We start from the raw sequence: 20287 nt of genomic DNA, 5'->3' as shown, positions 1-20287 counted from the left end.
CGGGTGAGGGGGCGCTACTGCACCTTGCTGTACCAGCGCCGGTGCACCAGGGGCTCGACGCACAGGACGGCGGCGCCCGCGACCGCGCCGACCAGCAGGGCGGGCGCACCGCCGCCGTTGAGGAGGGCGCCGACGCAGGCGACGGCGACTGCGAGTGGGCGCAGCAGGGTCAGCGGGCCGAGGCCGATGACCATGGCGAGGGTGCTGGCGCGGAACGGCAGGGTGAAGTAGGCGGCGAGGGAGAGCAGGACGGCTGCCGCATAGAGGGCGAGGGGGAGCAGGTAGCCCCAGCCGCCGGCGGCCAGGGCGGCGTAGGTCCACCCCTGGTCGGAGGCCGTGAGCAGCGGGAGGGCGGCGGCCAGCGCGGGCGCGAGCAGCAGGGCTGCCCCCACTGCCAGCCCGCGCCCGGCGGCCCGGAGGTTGCCCTGGTGCTTGCGGATGCGGGCGTCGCGTCCGGCGTAGGCGCGGAAGCCGCTGAAGGCCGCGTCGACCAGGCCGAGCAGGACGAGCGGCACGGCGGGCGTCATCGGGTGGCCTCGGTGAGCTGCTCGGGGCCGACCAGGCGGCGGGCGGCCCGACCGAGGGCCTGGCGCACGCACAGGGCAGCACCCTAGAGGCTGCCGGTAGCTGCGCGTAATGCCGGTGAGTGGGGGCGGGTGGGCGTGATAGACCAGTCGGCATTATGAATATCTGCGTCTTCTGCTCCGCGTACTCGCTCGACGACCGTTACTCCGCCCCCGCCGCCGAGTTCGCCCGGCTCCTCGGGGAGGGCGGCCACACCCTGGTCTGGGGCGGGTCCAACGCCGGGCTGATGGGGCTGCTGGCCGACGAGGTGAAGGCGGCGGGCGGCCGACTGGTCGGCGTGCTGGTCGAGATGCTGAAGCACAAGGGGTACGCCGGCGCCGACGAGCTCGTCATGACCGCCGATCTGGCCGAGCGGAAGCGGGAGTTGGCTGCCCGTGCGGACGCCATCGTGGTGCTGGTCGGCGGGTTGGGGACCATGGACGAGGTCACCGAGGTGCTGGAGCTCAAGAAGCACGGGATCTTCGACAAGCCGGTGGTCGTCCTGGACACCGAGGGCTTCTACGCAGGTCTGCGCACCCAGCTGGAGCGGATGGACGCCGAGGGATTCCTGCCGCGGTCGCTCTCCGAGCTGATCAGCTTTGCCGACACGCCCGCCGAGGTTTTTGCGCAGCTCAAGGCCTGAGAGGATCGGAGCCATGGCTGCACATCTGATCACCGGCGCCGGTTCCGGCATCGGCGCCGTCCTGACCGAGAAGCTCGCCGAGCGCGGGGACGAGCTCTGGCTGCTGGCCCGCGACGCCCGTCGGGCCGCCGAGCTGCGCGACCGCTTCCCGGGCGCCCGCACCCTGGTGGGGGACCTCGGCGACCCCGGCAAGCTGTCCTGGGCCTTCGGGCACCAGGCACTGCCCGTCACCCTCGACTCGCTGCTGCACGTCGCGGGCATGGTCGAGCTCGGCACGGTCGGCGAGCTGCCGGTGAAGGCCTGGCAGGAGACGCTCAACGTCAACCTGGTCGCCCCCGCCGAGCTGACCCGGCTGCTGCTGCCCTCGCTCCGCCTCGCCAAGGGCCACGTGGTCTTCGTCAACTCCGGCGCCGGCCTCACCGCCCACGCCGAGTGGTCGGCGTACGCGGCCAGCAAGCACGGCCTCAAGGCGCTGGCCGACGCGCTGCGCCAGGAGGAGCACGCGAACGGCGTCCGGGTCACCTCGGTCTACCCCGGTCGCACCGCCACCGCGATGCAGGTCAAGGTGCACCAGCAGGAGGGCAAGGAGTACGACGCCGGCCGCTGGATCGCGCCGGAGTCCGTGGCCAAGGCGATCATCGCCGCCCTGGACGCCTCCCGGGACGCCGAGATCACCGACCTCACCGTCCGCCCGGGGCGGTAGGCCACCGTGGTGCGGGCGGTCGGCCCGGCCGTCCGCCCGCACCACGGAGTTCGACCGAACTTCCTGGTCTCGTCCAGCCGCCCATGGCACGATATGCCGCGCCCTTCCCCCGAGTGCGGGGGCAGGGGCTCTTCGTAGGCGATGCCACATCGCCATGCCCATGGGGGGTTCCAATTTCCAGATCCCGTACGGCTCTGGCCGTCGGTGCGACGCTGCTGGCCGGGACGGTCGGTCTGCCGGTCGTCGGTGCGAGCGGCGCGGCTGCCGCGGGCAGCACGCTCTACGTCAACAACGCCGCGGGTGCCAACTGCACCGACAGCGGCAGCGGCGCCCAGTCGGCGCCGTACTGCACCATCGGCGCGGCCGCGGCGGTCGTCCAGCCGGGGCAGACGGTCGAGATCGCGGGCGGTACCTACAACGAGAACCTGACCATCACCCGGTCGGGCACGGCCGAGGCGCCGATCACCTTCCGCGCCACCAAGGCGGACTGGTCCGCCTCCCCGCAGAGCGCGGGCACCCAGATCGGGACGTGGGACAAGCCCGTCGACGGATTCACCGTCAAGGGCGCCCAGCACCTGCGCTTCGAGAACCTCGCCATCAACGGGGCCTTCCAGAAGACCACCCTGCTGGTGGACGGCGCCCGCGACGTGTCCTTCGACCGGACGATGATCTACAGCGGTGGCGGTGTGCACATCACCAACGGCTCCGCCGACGTGCGCTACGGGCGCGGCCAGTTCGGCTACGCCCAGGGCCCGGCGATCACCGTGGACGCCGGCTCCACCGGCACGGTCGTGACCACCAATGTGGTCCAGGCGAACTACGTCGACAACATGGTGGGCATCCTGGTCAAGGACGCGCCGAACACCGACGTGGTGGCCAACACCGTCTACGCGTCCTGCTTCGCCGGGATCGTGCTGGACGGCACGTCGACCGGTGCGGTGGTCGAGAACAACGTGGTGAACACCGCGCAGTTCATGCAGAAGCCGTGCGACACCCCGGCCAGGGCCACCGGGATCAGCGTCGGGGCGAACGCCGTCTCCGGCGCCAAGGTCGACTACAACGTGATCGACCCGCGCAGCGGTGGCGCCGCCTACAGCTGGGCCGGTGCGAACTTCACCACCCAGAACCAGTTCACCGCGAACACCGGTCAGGGCGCGCACGACTTCGTGGCGCCCAGCTGGGCGCCCAAGGGCCCCGACTCGCCGGTCGACCACACCATCGACTCGGCTGACGAGAACGCTCCGGGCATGCTGCCCACCGACCTCATCGGCGTGGCGCCGGCCGACGACCCGACGGTGCCCAACACCGGTACGGGCAGCGGTTTCCGCGACCGCGGCGCGTACGAGGACCAGGACTTCGGCAGCGCCTTCACCCCGGCCGGTCCGACGCGTCTGCTGGACACCCGTCAGCCGATCGGCGTTCCGGTGGCGCAGGCCGTGCCCGCGTGGGGCACCGTCGATCTGCCGGTGACGGGTGTGGCCGGGGTTCCGGCCACCGGTGTGACGGCGGTGACGATGAACGTGACGGTGACCGAGCCGCAGCAGGACGGGCACCTCACCGTCTACCCGCACGGTGACGCGCTGCCGGACGCGTCCAACCTGAACTGGACGGCCGGGCGGACGATTCCGAACCTGGTGACGGTGCCGGTGAAGGACGGCAAGGTGTCGTTCTACAACGCCTCCGGCGGCACCGTGCACGTGATCGCCGACCTGGAGGGCTACTACAGCCCGAAGGGCTCGCTGTTCCACGCCCAGGGTCCGACGCGTCTGCTGGACACCCGTCAGCCGATCGGCGTTCCGGTGGCGCAGGCCGTGCCCGCCTGGGGCACCGTCGATCTGCCGGTGACGGGTGTGGCGGGGGTTCCGGCGTCGGGTGTGACGGCGGTGACGATGAACGTGACGGTGACCGAGCCGCAGCAGGACGGGCACCTGACGGTCTTCCCGCACGGTGACGCGCTGCCGGACGCGTCCAACCTGAACTGGGTCGCGGGCCGGACGATTCCGAACCTGGTGACGGTGCCGGTGAAGGACGGCAAGGTGTCGTTCTACAACGCCTCCGGCGGCACCGTGCACGTGATCGCCGACCTCGCGGGCTACTACGCCACCGAGGGCAAGCTCACCTACCGCCCGCTCGGCCCGTACCGGCTCGTCGACACCCGACAGGACACCCAGTGGGAGGAAGGCTCGCGCCCTGCGGGCACCGTTCCGGCCTGGGGCACCCTGGACATCCCGGTCGGCGAGCTCCCCAACGCCGCGGCGGTGACCCTGAACGTCACGGTGACCGAGCCCGGCGCCCAGGGGCACCTGACCGTCTACCCGCACGGTGACACCCTGCCGGACGCGTCGAACCTCAACTTCCTGCCCGGCGAGACCATCCCCAACCAGGTGGTCGTCCCGGTGAAGGACGGCAAGATCTCGCTCTACAACGCGAGCGGCGCCCCGCTGCACCTCGTGGTCGACGAGTTCGGCTTCCAGGCGTACTGACCCCGCTTCCGAACCACCGGCGGCCCCCGGTGCCGAGCTCCGCGCTCGGCACCGGGGGCCGTTCATGTGCAGGCCCAAGGCCGGTCAAAACCGCGTTGGCGGGGCCCCCTTGGCTGTGGAATGATCCGCTCCGCCCTCCGTTCGATCATGTTCGGACAGTGGAGGGCCACAAAGCGTCCTTCACGCTGAGAACATGCCCAGGGGGACTCCCATTTCCAGAACCCGTACCGCGCTGACCGTCGGCGCGCTGCTCGTCGGGACGGTCGGTCTGCCGGTCGTCGGTGCGAGCGGTGCGGCTGCCGAGGGCAGCACGCTCTACGTCAACAACGCCGCGGGTGCCAACTGCACCGACAGCGGCGCCGGTGCCCAGTCGGCGCCGTTCTGCACCATCGCCGCCGCAGCAGCGGTCGTCCAGCCGGGGCAGACGGTCGAGATCGCCGCGGGGGGCTACAACGGCTCCGCGGTGACCGTGACCCACTCCGGCACCGCCGACGCCCCGATCACCTTCCGCGGCCCGGCCCAGCAGTACTCGGCGGGCAGCCAGGCGCACTTCTCCGGCGGGGCGCCGAACTACCCGGACAGCGCCCTCGTGGTGAAGGGTGCCGACCACCTCCGGTTCGAGAACCTGTCGCTCGCGAGCAACCAGCGGCCGTCCGTCATCGTCGACGGTGGGCACGACATCACGTTCACCAACATCGCGGCCTCGGGCGGCGGCGTCAAGATCACCAATGCCTCCGACAAGGTGACCTGGGCCCGCGGCGAGTTCGCCTACGCGCCCGGCCCGCTGCTCCAGGTCGACGGCGGCTCCACCGGGACCGTCCTGACCACCAACGTGATCCAGCCCAACAGCGTCGACAACATGACCGGCATCCTGGTCAAGGACGCCCCCAACACCGTCGTGGTGGCCAACACCATCAACTCGCCCTGCTTCAACGGGATCGTGCTGGACGGCACGTCGACCGGTGCGGTGGTCGAGAACAACGTGGTGAACACCGCGAAGAACCAGAACGCGGCCTGCGACACCCCGGCCAACGCCACCGGGATCAGCGTCGCGGCGAACGCGACCTCCGGCACCACGGTCGACTACAACCTGATCGACCCGCGCAGCGGTGGCGCCGCCTACAGCTGGGCCGGTGCGAACTTCACCACCCAGAACCAGTTCACCGCGAACACCGGTCAGGGCGCACACGACTTCGTCGACCTGACCTACGTGCCGAAGGGCCCGAACGCTCCGGTCGACCACCGGATCGACTCGGCCGACGAGAACGCCCCGGGCATGCTGCCCACCGACCGTGGTGGCTACGCCCCGGTGGACGACCCGACGGTGCCCAACACCGGTACGGGCAGCGGTTTCCGCGACCGCGGTGCGATCGAGGACCAGGACTTCGGCAGTGCCTTCACTCCGGCCGGTCCGACGCGTCTGCTGGACACCCGTCAGCCGATCGGCGTTCCGGTGGCGCAGGCCGTGCCCGCGTGGGGCACCGTCGATCTGCCGGTGACGGGTGTGGCCGGGGTTCCGGCCACCGGTGTGACGGCTGTGACGATGAACGTGACGGTGACCGAGCCGCAGCAGGACGGCCACCTGACCGTCTACCCGCACGGTGACGCCCTGCCGACCGCGTCCAACCTCAACTGGACGGCCGGGCGGACGATTCCGAACCTGGTGACGGTGCCGGTGAAGGACGGCAAGGTCTCCTTCTACAACGCCTCGGGCGGCACGGTGCACGTGATCGCCGACCTGGAGGGCTACTACAGCCCCAAGGGCTCGCTGTTCCACGCCCAGGGTCCGACGCGTCTGCTGGACACCCGTCAGCCGATCGGCGTCCCGGTGGCGCAGGCCGTCCCGGCGTGGGGCACCGTCGATCTGCCGGTGACGGGTGTGGCCGGGGTTCCGGCCACCGGTGTGACGGCTGTGACGATGAACGTGACGGTGACCGAGCCGCAGCAGGACGGCCACCTGACCGTCTTCCCGCACGGTGACGCGCTGCCGGACGCCTCCAACCTGAACTGGGTCGCGGGCCGGACGATTCCGAACCTGGTGACGGTGCCGGTGAAGGACGGCAAGGTCTCCTTCTACAACGCCTCCGGTGGCACGGTGCACGTGATCGCCGACCTCGCGGGTTACTACGCCACCGAGGGCAAGGTCACCTACCGCCCGCTCGGCCCGATCCGGGTCGTCGACACCCGTGAGGACACCTACTGGGAGTCGGGCGTCCGCCCCGCGGGCACCGTTCCGGCCTGGGGCACCCTGGACATCCCGGTCGGCGAGGTCCCCAACGCCACGGCGATGACCCTGAACGTGACCGTCACCGAGCCGGGTGCCCAGGGCCACCTGACCGTCTACCCGCACGGTGACACCCTGCCGGACGCGTCGAACCTCAACTTCCTGCCCGGCGAGACCATCCCCAACCAGGTCGTGGTCCCCGTGAAGGACGGCAAGATCTCGCTCTACAACGCGAGCGGCGCCCCGCTGCACCTCGTGGTCGACGAGTTCGGCTACCAGGGGTACTGATCCCGCTGACCCCGGTCCCCAACCGACGGCCCCGGTCCCGAGCCCCGCGCTCGGCACCGGGGCCGTCCGCATGAGTAGGCTCGGACGGGTGAGCACCCCACACCCCTTCCCCGACCTGCGCGGCGCCGCGACCGGCGTCGGCTCGCTGCCCGGCACCGACGCCCGCGAGGCCGCCAAGACCTCCACCGGGGCGCTGGAGCAGCTGCCGTTCCTGCCCGAGCTGCCCGCGCGCGGCCCGGGCGCCGACATGATCGGCCGCAGCGCCGGCCTGCTGGTCGAGCTGTTCGCGCAGACCGAGCCCAGCGGCTGGCGCTTCGCCGACCGCCCTGGCCGGGACACCCGGCGCGCCCACTCCTGGCTCGGTGAGGACCTGGACGCGCTGGAGGAGTTCACCCAGGGCTACCAGGGCGCGCTCAAGGTCCAGGCCGTCGGCCCGTGGACGCTGGCGGCGAGCATCGAGCTCAAGCACGGCGAGAAGGCGCTCGCCGACCACGGCGCCTGCCGGGACATCGCCGGCTCGCTCACCGAGGGCCTGCGCCGCCACCTCGCGGACGTCCGCAAGCGCGTCCCGGGCGCACAACTCGTCCTCCAGCTGGACGAGCCCTCGCTGCCCGCCGTCCTCGCGGGCCGGGTGAAGACCGCGAGCGGCTTCCAGCGGCTGCGCGCCGTCGACCGGCAGATCGCGGAGGAGGTGCTGCGGGAGCTGATCCGCGGCCTGGACGTGCCCGTGGTCGTGCACAGCTGCGCTCCGGACGTCCCGGTCCCGCTGCTGCGTCGCGCCGGAGTCGCCGGGATCTCGCTCGACTTCTCGCTCCTCGGCGAGCGCCAGGACGACGACCTCGGCGAGGCGGTCGAGGCGGGCACGGCGATCCTCGCTGGTGTCGTCCCCTCCACCGACCAGGCGGTGTCGGACCCTGCCGGTAGTGTCCAGGGTGTCAGGACCTTGTGGCGCAGGCTCGGGTTCGCCCCGGAGCTGCTGGGCCGCCGCGTGCTGGTGACACCGACCTGCGGGCTGGCCGGGGCCTCCCCGGCGTACGCGCGCAAGGCGCTGTCGCTCGCCGATCGGGCGGCACGGAGCCTGGTGGACAACCCGGAATGAGAACGTAGGAGGGCTTGCGGTGACGGCTGTCGAGGGCTGGGAGGACATCCCGGCGGAGGTGCGCAGGCGGCACGCCGAACTGGCGGCGGAGATCACCGACCACCGGACCCGGTACTACGAGCAGGACGCTCCGATCGTCAGCGACGCCGAGTTCGACACGCTGATGCGCGAGCTGGAGGCGATCGAGGCCGGGCACCCGGCCCTGATCACCCCGGACTCGCCGACCCAGAAGGTCGGCGGCGACGTCGCGGAGGGCTTCACCAAGGTCGAGCACCGGGAGCGCCTGCTCAGCCTGGACAACGCCATGGACGACGAGGAGCTCGCCGCCTGGGCCGAGCGGGTCGCCCGGGAGCTGGCGGGCATCGACTACCACTACCTGTGCGAACTCAAGGTGGACGGCCTGGCCGTCAACCTCACGTACGAGAAGGGCGAGTTGGTGCTCGCCGCGACCCGCGGCACCGGCCGGGTCGGCGAGGACATCACCGCCAACGTCCGCACCATCAAGGAGATCCCGCACCGGCTCAAGGGCGACAACGTCCCCGAACTGGTCGAGATCCGCGGCGAGGTGTACCTCCCGACCGAGGCCTTCGAGGAGCTGAACGCCTCACTCGCGGCGGAGAACGAGCGCCGCAGGACGGAGAACGAGGCACGCGCCAAGGAGGGCAAGCGCCCGCAGGCCCTTGTCAAGCTGTTCGCCAACCCCCGCAACGCCGCCGCCGGTTCGCTGCGCCAGAAGGACCCGCACGTCACCGCCTCCCGCCCGCTGCACATGGTGGTGCACGGCATCGGTGCCCGGGTCGGCTTCGACATCGACTGCCAGTCGCACGCCTACGACCTGCTGCGCGAGTGGGGCCTGCCGACCGCCCGGCACAACGAGGTGGTCAAGACCCTCGACGAAGTGCGGGCGTTCATCAAGCGCTTCGGGGAGCAGCGGCACTCGGTCGAGCACGAGATCGACGGCGTGGTCGTCAAGGTCGACGAGATCGCCCTGCAGGGCCGGCTCGGCTCCACCTCCAAGTCCCCGCGCTGGGCGATCGCCTGGAAGTACCCGCCGGAGGAGGTCACCGGCAAGCTGGCCGAGATCAAGGTCGGCATCGGTCGCACCGGCCGGGCCACCCCGTACGCGGTGCTGGCCGAGCCGGTGAAGGTGGCCGGCTCGATGGTCCAGTACGCGACGCTGCACAACCAGGAGGTCGTCAAGGCGAAGGGCGTGCTGCTCGGTGACACCATCGTGCTGCGCAAGGCCGGTGACGTGATCCCGGAGATCCTCGGGCCGGTGGAGGATCTGCGGGACGGCACCGAGCAGGAGTTCGTGATGCCCTCGCACTGTCACGAGTGCGGGGCCGAGCTGCGTCCGATGTCCGAGGGCGACATCGACCTGCGCTGCCCCAACGCCCAGTTCTGTCCGGCGCAGATCCGCGAGCGGATCGCCTTCCTGGGCGGTCGCTCATCGCTGGACATCGACGGCCTCGGCTACGTCGCGGCCACCGCGCTGACCCAGCCGCTGGAGCCGGCCGAGGCGCCGGTGAAGGACGAGGGCGACATCTTCGGGCTGACGATGGAACAGCTGCTGCCGATCAAGGTGCTGGTGCGCGACCAGAAGACGGGCATGCCCAAGCTGGACGACCGCACCGGCAAGGAGAAGGAGGCCACTTTCTTCGCCAACCAGAAGGGCGATCCGAAGAAGACCGCCAGCGTGCTGCTGGAGAACCTGGAGAAGGTGAAGGACCGCCCGCTCTGGCGGTTCCTCAACGGCCTCTCGATCCGGCACGTGGGCCCGGTCGCGGCGCAGGAGCTGGCCCGCGAGTTCCGTGACCTGGACCGGATCTTCTCGGCCACCGAGGAGGAGCTGGCCGCGGTCGAGGGGGTCGGGCCGATCATCGCCCGGTCGGTGGTCGAGTGGTACCAGGAGGAGTGGCACCGCGACATCCTGGAGAAGTGGCGCGCCGCCGGCGTCGGCTTCACCGAGGAGTTCGCGGACGAGGAGGAGGCGGAGCGCCCGCTGGAGGGCCTGACCGTGGTCGTCACCGGCACCCTGGCCGGGCACACCCGGGACGGTGCCAAGGAGGCGCTGACCTCGCGCGGAGCGAAGGTGACCGGCTCGGTTTCGAAGAAGACCGATTTTGTGGTCGCCGGTGACAACCCGGGGTCCAAGTACGACAAGGCCGTTCAGCTCGGACTGCCGGTGCTGGATGACGCGGGCTTCGCCGTCCTGCTCGCCGACGGACCGTCGGCCGCCCGCGCCCACCTGGGACTTCCGGAGCCGGAGGCGGCCGTCGAGCCGCAGGAGGCGCCCACCGAGGGCTGATCCGAGGCCGCCCCGAGCGGCCGGTGCCCCGATCCGTGTTGTTATCGTCCTGATGCAGCGTCACCGGGTGTCGTTCAGTGAAAGCGGGCATTGTGTCACTGTGCGGCACCCGGGCGCGGTGGCGCGTTTCCGGTTGTCCGAAAGTCTGCCCACCGGGTGGACCCCGGCATACCCTGGAGCGCAACAGAGTGTCAGCAGGGGTGGGGGCACCGGCTGAGCCGGGGCTCCTCGGGGTCGCTCCATGCCCGGCAGCTGTCGGTACCAGCGCGGTGCCTCACCGTAAGGCGGCCTGACGGGGGCGGGCCCGACGGAGGACAGGGCTTATGGATCGTACGACCGGCGGCGTGCCCACACGCCCGCCGCAGGGGGTGGCGGGTGCGGTCCTGCTGCTCGGCGTGCTGCTGGCCGGAGCCGCTCCGCTCATCCCGCTGGCCGTCCTGGTCTACCGGTACGAACCCGAACTGCTGCCGCTGTTCGCGGTGCCGCTGGCGGTGCTGGTGGCCGCCTGGCGGATCGCCCGGGACCGCGCCCGCGACCAGCTGACCGACCCGCTGACGGACCTGCCCAACCGTCAGGCCCTGTTGCTGGCCGCCCAGGAGGCGATCGCCGAGCGCGAGGAGGGCTACAGCGTCGGTCTCATCCTGCTCGATCTCGATCGATTCCGATCACTCAACGACACACTAGGACATACGGCTGGTGACCGGCTGCTGGTTCACATCGCCCGCCGGCTCCACCGCGCGCTGCGCTCCGGCGGCACGGCCGGCAGCGCCACCCGGGAGTCCATCGACGACGTCTTCGTCGGCCTGCCCCGGCACTACCGGCGCGGCCGCCCGATGGTGGCCCGGATGGGCGGCGACGAGTTCGCCGTGCTGCTGCCCGGCATCAACTGCCCGGACAGCCTGGAGCGGGTCGCCAAGGCGCTGATCGCCGAACTCGCCGCGCCGATCCGCCTGGACGGCCTGCTGCTGGTGCTGGAGGCCAGCGCCGGTGTCTGCGTCTACCCGCAGGACGCCCAGGACGCCGAGTCGCTGCTGCGCCGCGCCGACGTGGCGATGGGCCACGCCCAGCGCGAGTGCAGCGGCGTCGCCCAGTACGACGAGACCCAGGACGCCGACACCCCGTACCGGATCGGGCTGCTCGGGGACCTGCGCCGGGCCCTGGAGACCGGCGAGGTGCAGCTGCACTACCAGCCGAAGGTGGCCTTCGACGGCAGGGTGGTCGGCCTGGAGGCGCTGCTGCGCTGGGAGCGGCCCGGGCAGGGGAGGGTCTCGCCGGACGAGTTCGTCGGGCTCGCCGAGTCCAGCGGCCTGATGCCCCGGCTCACCGACTACGTGCTGGAGGCGGCCGTCGGCCAGCTCGCCTACTGGCGCGACATGGGCCTGCAGGTGCAGGTCGCGGTCAACGTCTCGCCGCGCGACGTGCTCAACCCCGGCTTCGCCCAGCGCGTCGCCGGACACCTCGTCCGCCACCAGGTGCCGGCCCACGCGCTCCAGCTGGAGATCACCGAGCGGCTGCTGCTGGACGACTCCCGGCGAGCCGCCGACACCCTGGCCGAGCTGCGCGGCTACGGCGTCGGGATGTCCCTGGACGACTTCGGCACCGGACACTCCTCGCTGGTGCGGCTGCGCAGCCTGCCGGTCGGCGAGCTGAAGATCGACCGCTCCTTCGTCTCCCGGATGGTCGCCGACGACCACGACGCGGCGGTGGTGCGCTGCTCGGTGGAGCTCGCCCACTCGCTCGGCCTGACCGTGGTGGCCGAGGGCGTCGAGGACGACGAGACCTGGGAGCGGCTGCACCGCATGGGCGTGGACGCCGTCCAGGGCTGGCTGGTGTCGGCCGCGCTGCCCGCCGAGCAGGCCACCGCCTGGCTGCGGGTGCACCGCACCACCTCCGCCCCGCCGGTGGAGCGCCTCGGCGCCCCGCCGCAGCTCCCGTCGATCATCAAGCCGGTCGCCCCGCCGGTCGCCCAGCCCACCCCGCTGCCAACCCCGCTGCCCCCGGTGCTGCCCCCGGTGCTGCCGCCGGTGCTGCCCCCGGCCGTCCGGGCCGTGCCGTGCAGCCAGCCGTTGCAGGCCGCGCAGCTGGAGATCAAGGCGCCCGGCACCCAGGGTTGGGCCCGTACCAGGCCGCAGTAGCCGCGCCTCGGGACGCCGCGCCGCCCGTGATGAAGGGGGGCACACCGTAACTCGTTGGAAGGGGGCCGGGCCCGGCCCCATAGGATGGGGTCCAAAGACCACGAGGACGGAGCGCCGAACCAGGCTGCTCCTGCCCGGGCCCGGCACCGCCGCAGGCGACGCCGGGTCTCACCAGAACTCACCCTGAGGATCGCTGCATGCCTGGCATCACGCGCGAGGAGGTCGCCCACCTCGCCCGGCTGTCGCGTCTTGAGCTGAAGCCCGAAGAGCTGGACCACTTCGCCGAGCAGCTCGACGTGATCATCGGCGCGGTCGCCCGCGTTTCCGAGGTCGCCGGACAGGACGTCCCGCCGACCTCCCACCCGCTGCCGCTGACCAACGTCATGCGCGCGGACGAGGTGCGGCCGTCGCTCACCCCGGAGCAGGCGCTGTCCGGCGCCCCCGCCGCCGAGGAGCAGCGTTTCCGTGTGCCGCAGATCCTCGGGGAGGACTGACCGAGATGACCGAGCTGATTCGCTACACCGCGGCCGAGACCGCCGCCGCCATCGCCAAGGGCGAGGTGTCCGCCGTCGAGGTGGCCCAGGCGCACCTGGACCGCATCGAGGCCGTCGACAAGAAGGTCAACGCCTTCCTGCACGTCGACACCGAGGGCGCGCTGAACGCCGCCAAGGCCGTCGACGACAAGCGCGCCAAGGGCGAGGAGCTGGGCCCGCTGGCCGGCGTCCCGCTGGCGCTGAAGGACGTCTTCACCACCAAGGGCGTCCCGACCACCTGCGGCTCCAAGATGCTCGAGGGCTGGATCCCGCCGTACGACGCCACGCTGACCAGCCGTCTCAAGGACGCCGGCGTCGTCATCCTCGGCAAGACCAACATGGACGAGTTCGCGATGGGCTCCTCCACCGAGAACTCCGCCTACGGCCCGACCGGCAACCCGTGGGACCTCACCCGCATCCCCGGCGGCTCCGGCGGCGGTTCGGCCGCCGCGCTGGCCGCCTTCGAGGCCCCGCTGGCGATCGGCACCGACACCGGCGGCTCGATCCGCCAGCCCGGCGCCGTCACCGGCACCGTCGGCGTCAAGCCGACCTACGGCTCGGTGTCCCGCTACGGCCTGGTCGCCTTCTCCAGCAGCCTGGACCAGGGCGGCCCGTGCGCCCGCACCGTGCTGGACGCGGCCCTGCTGCACGAGGCCATCGCCGGGCACGACCCGCTGGACTCCACCTCGATCGACGCGCCGGTCCCGGCCGTGGTCGAGGCCGCGAAGCTGCGTGACGTCCGCGGCATGCGGATCGGCGTGGTCAAGGAGTTCGCCGGCGAGGGCTACCAGGCCGGCGTGATGCAGCGCTTCAACGAGTCGGTGGAGCTGCTGCGCGAGCTGGGTGCCGAGGTCGTCGAGGTCTCCTGCCCGTCCTTCACCCTGGCGCTGCCGGCCTACTACCTGATCGCGCCGTCGGAGTGCTCCTCCAACCTGGCCCGCTTCGACGCGATGCGCTACGGCCTGCGGGTCGGCGACGACGGCAGCCGCTCGGCCGAGGAGGTCACCGCGCTGACCCGCGAGGCCGGCTTCGGCGACGAGGTCAAGCGCCGCATCATCCTGGGCACCTACGCCCTGTCCTCGGGCTACTACGACGCCTACTACGGCTCGGCCCAGAAGGTGCGCACGCTCATCTCGCGCGACTTCGACGCCGCCTTCGCCGGGGTGGACGTGCTGGTCTCGCCGACCACGCCGACCACCGCCTTCCCGATCGGCGAGCGCGCCGACGACCCGATGGCGATGTACCTGGCCGACCTGTGCACGATTCCGTCGAACCTGGCGGGCAACGCGGCCATGTCGCTGCCGGTCGGCCTGGCCCCGGAGGACAATCTCCCGGTCGGCCTGCAGATCATCGCGCCCGCGATGGCGGATGACCGCCTGTACCGCGTGGGTGGCGCCGTCGAGGCCGCACTCAACGACAAGTGGGGGCACACCCTGCTGGAGGAGGTACCGGCACTGTGAGCAAGATCGAGAAGGCCAAGGCCCAGTCTGCCTCTTTGAAGGGGTGGAAGCACACCAAGCCCGGCCTCTGGCTGTCCATCGGCACCAGCGCCTTCGGTGCCGTCTCCGTGGTCAAGGACGTCCGCAAGGCCCGCGAGGAGAGCGACACCCTCAAGCTGGTCAACGCCCTGGTCGGTGCCGCCGCGCTGATCACCGGCACCGCCCTGCTGGTGCGCGAGCTGCGTCAGCTGGGCTCCGACGACGTGCTGCTGGGCTGAGCTGAGCGCCCCGGCCCGGCCCCGCGTCACGCGGCGGCCGGGCCCGTACCTCCCAAGCTTCAAGTGAGAAGGGACGCTGTGAGCGTCATGAACCTGGTCTCCTACGAGGACGCTCTCGCGTCCTACGACCCGGTGATGGGCCTTGAGGTCCACGTCGAGCTCGGTACCAAGACCAAGATGTTCTGCGGTTGCTCGACCGAGCTGGGCGCCGAGCCGAACACCCAGACCTGCCCCACCTGCCTGGGCCTGCCGGGCTCGCTGCCGGTGGTCAACGCGGTGGGCGTGGAGTCGGCCGTCAAGATCGGCCTGGCGCTGAACTGCGAGATCGCCGAGTGGTGCCGGTTCGCGCGGAAGAACTACTTCTACCCGGACATGCCCAAGAACTTCCAGACCTCGCAGTACGACGAGCCGATCGCCTTCAACGGCTACCTCGACGTGCAGCTGGAGGACGGCTCGACCTTCCGCGTGGAGATCGAGCGCGCCCACATGGAGGAGGACACCGGCAAGTCCAGCCACGTCGGTGGCGCGACCGGCCGCATCCACGGCGCCACCCACTCGCTGCTCGACTACAACCGGGCCGGCATCCCGCTGATCGAGATCGTCACCAAGCCGATCACCGGCGCCGGCGAGCGCGCCCCCGAGGTCGCCAAGGCGTACGTCGCCGAGCTGCGCGAGGTCATCCGCTCGCTGGGCGTCTCCGAGGCCCGGATGGACAAGGGCCAGATGCGCTGCGACGTCAACCTGTCGCTGCGCCCGAACGGCACCGAGACGTTCGGCACCCGCTCGGAGACCAAGAACGTCAACTCGCTGCGCAGCGTGGAGCGGGCCGCCCGGTTCGAGATCCGGCGGCACGCCACCGTGCTGACCGACGGCGGCACCATCGTCCAGGAGACCCGCCACTTCCACGAGGACGACGGCACCACCACCTCGGGCCGGATCAAGGACAACGCCGAGGACTACCGCTACTTCCCGGAGCCGGACCTGGTGCCGGTGGCCCCCGCCCGCGAGTGGGTCGAGGAGCTGCGCGCCGCCCTGCCGGAGCTGCCGCGGGTGCGCCGCGCCCGGCTGCAGGCCGAGTGGGGCCTGTCCGACAAGGACATGCAGTCCGTGCTCAACGCCGGTGCGGTGGAGCCGATCCAGGAGACCATCGCGGCCGGTGCCCCGGCCGACCAGGCCCGCAAGTGGTGGATGGGCGAGCTGGCCCGCCGCGCCAACGAGACCGGCACCGAGCTGACCGAGCAGCCGATCACCCCGGCGCAGGTCGCCCGGGTCGCCGCGCTGGTCGCCGAGGGCAAGCTGAACGACAAGCTGGCCCGCCAGGTCATCGAGGCCGTGCTGGCCGGCGAGGGCGAGCCGGACGAGGTCGTCGAGAAGCGCGGCCTGGCCGTGGTCTCGGACGACTCCGCGCTGGGTGCCGCCGTCGACCAGGCCATCGCCGAGAACGAGGCGATCGCCGCCAAGATCCGCGACGGCAAGGTCCAGGCCGTGGGCGCGCTGGTCGGCGCGGTCATGAAGGCCACCCGCGGCCAGGCGGACGCCGCCCGCGTGAAGGACTTGATCCTGGAGAAGCTGGGCGCTGCCTGAGTCCTGAGGGGCACCTAGGCTGTCAACCCTGCCTTCCTAAGGCATCTAAGGCATCTAAGGCCCTCTAAGTAAGGCCTAAGGCCCGGTCTCACCTCTGTATTGGGGTGAGACCGGGCCTTAAACCTTTTTCCAGGCCCGATCTAAGGCATCCGGGCCCCGGAAGATCGGGCACGCTCCCGATGTGGCACCCCCGCCTGGGGGAGGAAGCTCTTACTCGACAGCGAAACGCAGTGAGACCCAAAAGGGGAACCCGAAGTGATCGAGTACGAGATCATCCAGCAGCAGGCCCACGAGCTCGAGGCCCGCGCCGAACACGAGCGCCTGGTGCGCGAGGCCAAGGAGGCGCGCCGCCTGCGCCGCCGTCCGGTCGCCGCCCGCTTCCAGCGGCGCCCCGCGCGTCAGACCGAATGCTGACGGTCCGGCACCGTGACGGTGCCGAGGGAGGTCCGGAGGGGGAGGCGCCGCGGGTGAGCGCCTCCCCCTCCGGGCTTTCCACCACGCCCTCGTCCACGCCCTCGTCGACGACCGAGGCCGGGCGTTCGCCCGGGGAGATAACCCCTCCTCCCGCCGCCACCGGCTATGGCATGCTCGCCTCCATGCAGCAGATATCGGTCAGTCCCGTCTTCGTCGGCCGCGGCAGCGAGATCACCGAACTGACCGAAGCGCTGCGCCGGGCGGGCACCGGCAGCCCCCAGGCCGTCCTGATCGGCGGCGAGGCCGGCGTCGGCAAGACCCGGCTGCTGGAGGAGTTCCTGCAGCGGGCCTGCGACCGCGGAGCGGTCATCACGCTCGGCAGCTGTCTGGAGGTCGGCGCCGAGGGCCTGCCGTACGCGCCGCTGGCCGGCGCGCTGCGCCGGCTGCACCGCTCGCTGGGCACCGAACTGGAGGCCGCCGCGGCCGGCAGTGAGGGGCATCTCGCCCTCCTGCTCTCCGAGTTCGGCGAGGTGGACGGCGAACCCAACGACGAGTACAGCCGGGCCCGGCTGTTCGAGCACACCGCGAGGCTGTTCGAACGGCTCGGCGCGGAGCGTACCCTCGTCCTCGCCGTCGAGGACCTGCACTGGTCCGACCGCTCCACCCGCGAACTGCTGGCCTTCCTGGTGCGCACCCTGCACCGCTCCCGGGTGCTGCTGGTCGCCACCTACCGCACCGACGACCTGCACCGCCGCCACCCGCTGCGCCCCTTCCTGGCCGAGCTCGAACGGCTGCGCACCGTCCAGCGGTTGGAGCTGGAGCGGTTCCGCCGCCGCGAGGTCGCCGCCCAGCTGGCCGGCATCCTCGGCACCGCCGCCCCCGACCAGCAGCTGGTGGACCGCATCCACCGCCGCTCGGAGGGGAACCCGTTCTTCGTCGAGGAGTTGGCCACCTCCTTCCAGGACGGCTGCGGCGCCGGGCTGACCGACTCGCTGCGGGACATCCTGCTGGTCCGGGTCGAGGGCCTGGACGAGGAGGCCCAGCGGGTGGTGCGGATCGCCGCCGAGGGCGGATCGCACGTCGAACACGCCCTGCTGGCCGCCGTCCTGGAGGACGACGAGGAGGCGCTGATCGAGGCGCTGCGCGCGGCCGTCGGCGCCAACATCCTGCGCCCGGACAGCGAGGGCGAGGGCTACCGCTTCCGCCACGCGCTGGTCCGCGAGGCGGTCTCGGACGACCTGCTGCCCGGCGAACGGCACCGGATCAACCGCAAGTTCGCGCTCGCCGTGGAGGCTCAGCCGCAGCTCGTCCCCGGTGACGCGCTGCCCGCCCGGCTGGCCAACTACTGGTACCAGGCGCACGACCCGGCCCGAGCCCTGCCGACCGCCCTGGACGCCGCCCGCGCGGCCCGGCGCCGCAACGCCTTCGCCGAGCAGCTCGGCCTGCTGGAACGCGCCCTGGAGCTGTGGGACATGGTCTCCGAGGAGGTGCTGGCGCACACCCTGCGCCCGTACGACTGGGCCGAGACCTACCCGCCCGGCTCCTGCGACCACAGCTCCGCCGACGCGGACTGCGACCGGATCCAGCTGGTCGACGTGCTGGCCGAGGCGGTGGTCGCGGCCCGGCGCTGCGGCGACCGCGAGCGCGGCCTGAGCCTGGCCAAGCGCGGGATCCGGCTGGTCGACGAGAACGAGCACCCGGTGCGCGCGGCCTGGTTCCGGATCAACCGGGCCCGGATGCTGGGCAACCTGCGCCGCTCCGGTGACGACGAGGAGATCGCCCGCGCGTACGCGCTGGTCGACCACCTGTCGCCGTCCGCCGTGCAGGCCGAGGTGTTCGCGCTGGCCGCCGGGACCGCGATGCTCAAGAAGGCCGGCCCCGAGCACATCGAGCTGGCCGAGCGGGCGATCCGGATCGCCCAGCAGGTCGGTGCGCACTCGGTCGAGGTGCACGCCCGGATGACCCTCGGCGGTCTGCGCCACGACGTGCAGGGCGACGCCGACGGCGGGCTGGCCGAGCTGGTCGGGGCGGTCGACGCGGCCCGCCGGCTGGGCGTGCCGGATCTGCTGCTGCGCGGCATCAACAACCTGGCCAGCGCGCAGCGCGGGATGGGCCGGGCCGAGGAGGCCGTCCGGCTGGCCCGGGAGGGCCTGGACTTCGCGGACGGCAACGGCCTGCTGCGCAACATCGGCACCATCCTGACCGGCAACCTGGTCGAGGCGCTGCTCGACCTCGGTCGGGTGCAGGAGGCCGACGAGGTGCTCTCCGCCTGCGAGCTGAGCAGCCTGAGCGGCACCCACGCCGAGTTCCTGGACCGGATGCGCGGCGAACTCGCCCTGCTGGCGGGGGACCTGCCCACCGCGGCGACCATGCTGGCCCAGGCGCGGGCGGCCAACCGGGTCGGCCAGGCCCAGCACAGCGTGCCGATCAGCCGGCTGGCGATGCGGGTCGCCGCGTACGGCGGGCGGCCGCTGGAAGCCCGGGCCGAACTGCTCGCCGCGCTCGCCGAGGACGGGCGGATCGGCCACGAGTCCGACGTCTACCCGCTGCTGGTGGAGGCCGCCGGGGTGGAGGCGGACAGCCGCGGCCTGCCCGAGGCCGAGGCGGGACGGGCCGAGGCGCTTGCCGCGATCGCCGCGGCGGCCGCCGAACTGCGCCCCCGGGCACCGCTGCACCAGGGCTGGGCCCGGCTGCTGGAGGCCGAACTGGACCGGGCCCGGGGGGCGGACACCCCCGGGCAGTGGGCCGAGGCGGTCACCGCGCTGCGGGCGGCCGCACTGCCGTACCCGCTGGCGCTCGCCCTGCTGCGCGGCGGCGAGGCCGAGGTGCAGGCCGGGCGGCGCGAGGCGGCGGCCGAACTGCTGCGCGAGGCGGCCGAACTGGCGGCCGCCCGGGGTGACCGGCTGCTGGGCTCGCAGATCACCGCGCTGGCCGAGCGGGCCGGGCTGAACCTGGCCCCGGCCGGTCGCCCGGCCGCCGAGGCCGCGCCGACCGGGTCCCCGGGGGACTCCTTCGGCCTCACCCCCCGTGAGCGGGACGTGCTTCGGTTGCTCGCGCGTGGCTGGACCAACCGGCAGATCGCCGAGGAGCTGTACATCTCTCCGAAGACGGCGAGCGTGCACGTGTCCAACATCCTGGGCAAGCTCGGGGTCGGCGGTCGCGGTGAGGCGGCCGCGCTGGCCCACCGACTGCGCCTGTTCCCCGACGACCTGGACCCCGCGGGTCGCTGAGACCGCAGGAAGCCGACCGTGCCCGGACGGTCGGCGCGCGGCACGGGCGGGGCGGGTGGGCGCCGTCGCGTGCTCCCGTGCGCGCCGCGTGAGCCCCTGCCCGCGCGCCGCCGCCAACCGGGCCGATCCGTCGGAATCCGGTGCATCCACCCACCGTGTCGCCATTACTCTAAGTTGAGTGTGCGTGTCATTGAGTGACGGAATTGGTGTAGGGTCCCGATCGGGAGCATCGGTGCGGTGCGGCGGCCGGAAGGCCGCCCACCCCCTGGGCCACCGTCCTGACGGGGCGCCAGGTCACCGCGTACGGCCGAGAGGTGCGCGGCCGGTGGTCCGTGGCCGGGGCGCCGGGCCCCGGGCCGGAG

Annotated in this window: 13 protein-coding genes and 1 pseudogene; 13 read left to right on the top strand and 1 reads right to left on the bottom strand. The window is 72.1% G+C overall.

What is annotated here, in order from left to right; genetic code table 11:
* Positions 1 to 14: 14 nt before the first annotated feature.
* Positions 15 to 527, bottom strand: coding sequence for a hypothetical protein (locus ACFVWU_RS22525; protein ID WP_387623744.1), 513 nt, complete (start codon positions 525 to 527; stop codon positions 15 to 17).
* 155 nt (positions 528 to 682) lie between these two features.
* On the opposite strand from ACFVWU_RS22525, the gene ACFVWU_RS22520 reads away from it, so the two are divergent.
* The 13 genes and pseudogenes from ACFVWU_RS22520 to ACFVWU_RS22460 all read left to right on the top strand — a co-directional run bounded on the left by ACFVWU_RS22520 (position 683) and on the right by ACFVWU_RS22460 (position 19925).
* A complete protein-coding gene (locus ACFVWU_RS22520; protein WP_387623741.1) occupies positions 683 to 1207 on the top strand; it encodes a TIGR00730 family Rossman fold protein in 525 nt (174 codons plus the stop codon).
* 13 nt (positions 1208 to 1220) lie between these two features.
* Positions 1221 to 1910: an SDR family oxidoreductase gene (locus ACFVWU_RS22515; protein WP_387623739.1), complete on the top strand. Its 690-nt coding sequence runs from the start codon at positions 1221 to 1223 to the stop codon at positions 1908 to 1910.
* Between the two features lie 83 nt (positions 1911 to 1993).
* Positions 1994 to 4393: a right-handed parallel beta-helix repeat-containing protein gene (locus tag ACFVWU_RS22510; protein WP_387623736.1), complete on the top strand. Its 2400-nt coding sequence runs from the start codon at positions 1994 to 1996 to the stop codon at positions 4391 to 4393.
* A 193-nt stretch (positions 4394 to 4586) separates the two neighbouring features.
* Positions 4587 to 6905, top strand: coding sequence for a right-handed parallel beta-helix repeat-containing protein (locus ACFVWU_RS22505; protein ID WP_387623733.1), 2319 nt, complete (start codon positions 4587 to 4589; stop codon positions 6903 to 6905).
* Positions 6906 to 6975: 70 nt separating this feature from the next.
* Entirely contained in the window at positions 6976 to 8004 is a 1029-nt protein-coding gene (locus tag ACFVWU_RS22500) for a methionine synthase (RefSeq protein ID WP_387623731.1), read from the top strand.
* Positions 8005 to 8023: 19 nt separating this feature from the next.
* Entirely contained in the window at positions 8024 to 10312 is a 2289-nt protein-coding gene (gene ligA, locus ACFVWU_RS22495) for an NAD-dependent DNA ligase LigA (RefSeq protein WP_387623728.1), read from the top strand.
* A gap of 386 nt (positions 10313 to 10698) precedes the next feature.
* Positions 10699 to 12186 (top strand): annotated as a pseudogene (locus ACFVWU_RS22490) (putative bifunctional diguanylate cyclase/phosphodiesterase); the annotation flags it as partial.
* Positions 12187 to 12644: 458 nt separating this feature from the next.
* Positions 12645 to 12941, top strand: coding sequence for an Asp-tRNA(Asn)/Glu-tRNA(Gln) amidotransferase subunit GatC (gene gatC / locus ACFVWU_RS22485; RefSeq protein WP_030057414.1), 297 nt, complete (start codon positions 12645 to 12647; stop codon positions 12939 to 12941).
* A 5-nt stretch (positions 12942 to 12946) separates the two neighbouring features.
* Entirely contained in the window at positions 12947 to 14440 is a 1494-nt protein-coding gene (gene gatA / locus ACFVWU_RS22480) for an Asp-tRNA(Asn)/Glu-tRNA(Gln) amidotransferase subunit GatA (protein ID WP_387623725.1), read from the top strand.
* Positions 14437 to 14697, top strand: coding sequence for a hypothetical protein (locus ACFVWU_RS22475; protein WP_387623723.1), 261 nt, complete (start codon positions 14437 to 14439; stop codon positions 14695 to 14697). Before gatA ends, ACFVWU_RS22475 begins: the two co-directional genes overlap by 4 nt.
* Positions 14698 to 14775: 78 nt before the next feature.
* Entirely contained in the window at positions 14776 to 16281 is a 1506-nt protein-coding gene (gatB, locus tag ACFVWU_RS22470) for an Asp-tRNA(Asn)/Glu-tRNA(Gln) amidotransferase subunit GatB (protein ID WP_387623720.1), read from the top strand.
* A 255-nt stretch (positions 16282 to 16536) separates the two neighbouring features.
* Complete coding sequence (locus ACFVWU_RS22465; RefSeq protein ID WP_387623718.1) at positions 16537 to 16695, top strand: hypothetical protein; 159 nt, start codon at positions 16537 to 16539, stop codon at positions 16693 to 16695.
* Between the two features lie 182 nt (positions 16696 to 16877).
* Complete coding sequence (locus tag ACFVWU_RS22460) at positions 16878 to 19925, top strand: AAA family ATPase (RefSeq protein WP_387623715.1); 3048 nt, start codon at positions 16878 to 16880, stop codon at positions 19923 to 19925.
* Positions 19926 to 20287: the final 362 nt, after the last annotated feature.

Source organism: Kitasatospora sp. NPDC058190 (genome assembly GCF_042883685.1).
GTDB lineage: Bacteria > Actinomycetota > Actinomycetes > Streptomycetales > Streptomycetaceae > Kitasatospora.
This window is presented reverse-complemented; position numbering and strand designations above follow the sequence as displayed.

Bases quoted from the DNA above. Each gene is read 5' to 3' on its own strand.
- ACFVWU_RS22525 (WP_387623744.1), bottom strand. From the start codon at position 527: ATGACGCCCGCCGTGCCGCTCGTCCTGCTCGGCCTGGTCGACGCGGCC.
- ACFVWU_RS22520 (WP_387623741.1), top strand. From the start codon at position 683: ATGAATATCTGCGTCTTCTGCTCCGCGTACTCGCTCGACGACCGTTAC.
- ACFVWU_RS22515 (WP_387623739.1), top strand. From the start codon at position 1,221: ATGGCTGCACATCTGATCACCGGCGCCGGTTCCGGCATCGGCGCCGTC.
- ACFVWU_RS22510 (WP_387623736.1), top strand. From the start codon at position 1,994: ATGGCACGATATGCCGCGCCCTTCCCCCGAGTGCGGGGGCAGGGGCTC.
- ACFVWU_RS22505 (WP_387623733.1), top strand. From the start codon at position 4,587: ATGCCCAGGGGGACTCCCATTTCCAGAACCCGTACCGCGCTGACCGTC.
- ACFVWU_RS22500 (WP_387623731.1), top strand. From the start codon at position 6,976: ATGAGTAGGCTCGGACGGGTGAGCACCCCACACCCCTTCCCCGACCTG.
- gatC (WP_030057414.1), top strand. From the start codon at position 12,645: ATGCCTGGCATCACGCGCGAGGAGGTCGCCCACCTCGCCCGGCTGTCG.
- gatA (WP_387623725.1), top strand. From the start codon at position 12,947: ATGACCGAGCTGATTCGCTACACCGCGGCCGAGACCGCCGCCGCCATC.
- ACFVWU_RS22460 (WP_387623715.1), top strand. From the start codon at position 16,878: ATGCAGCAGATATCGGTCAGTCCCGTCTTCGTCGGCCGCGGCAGCGAG.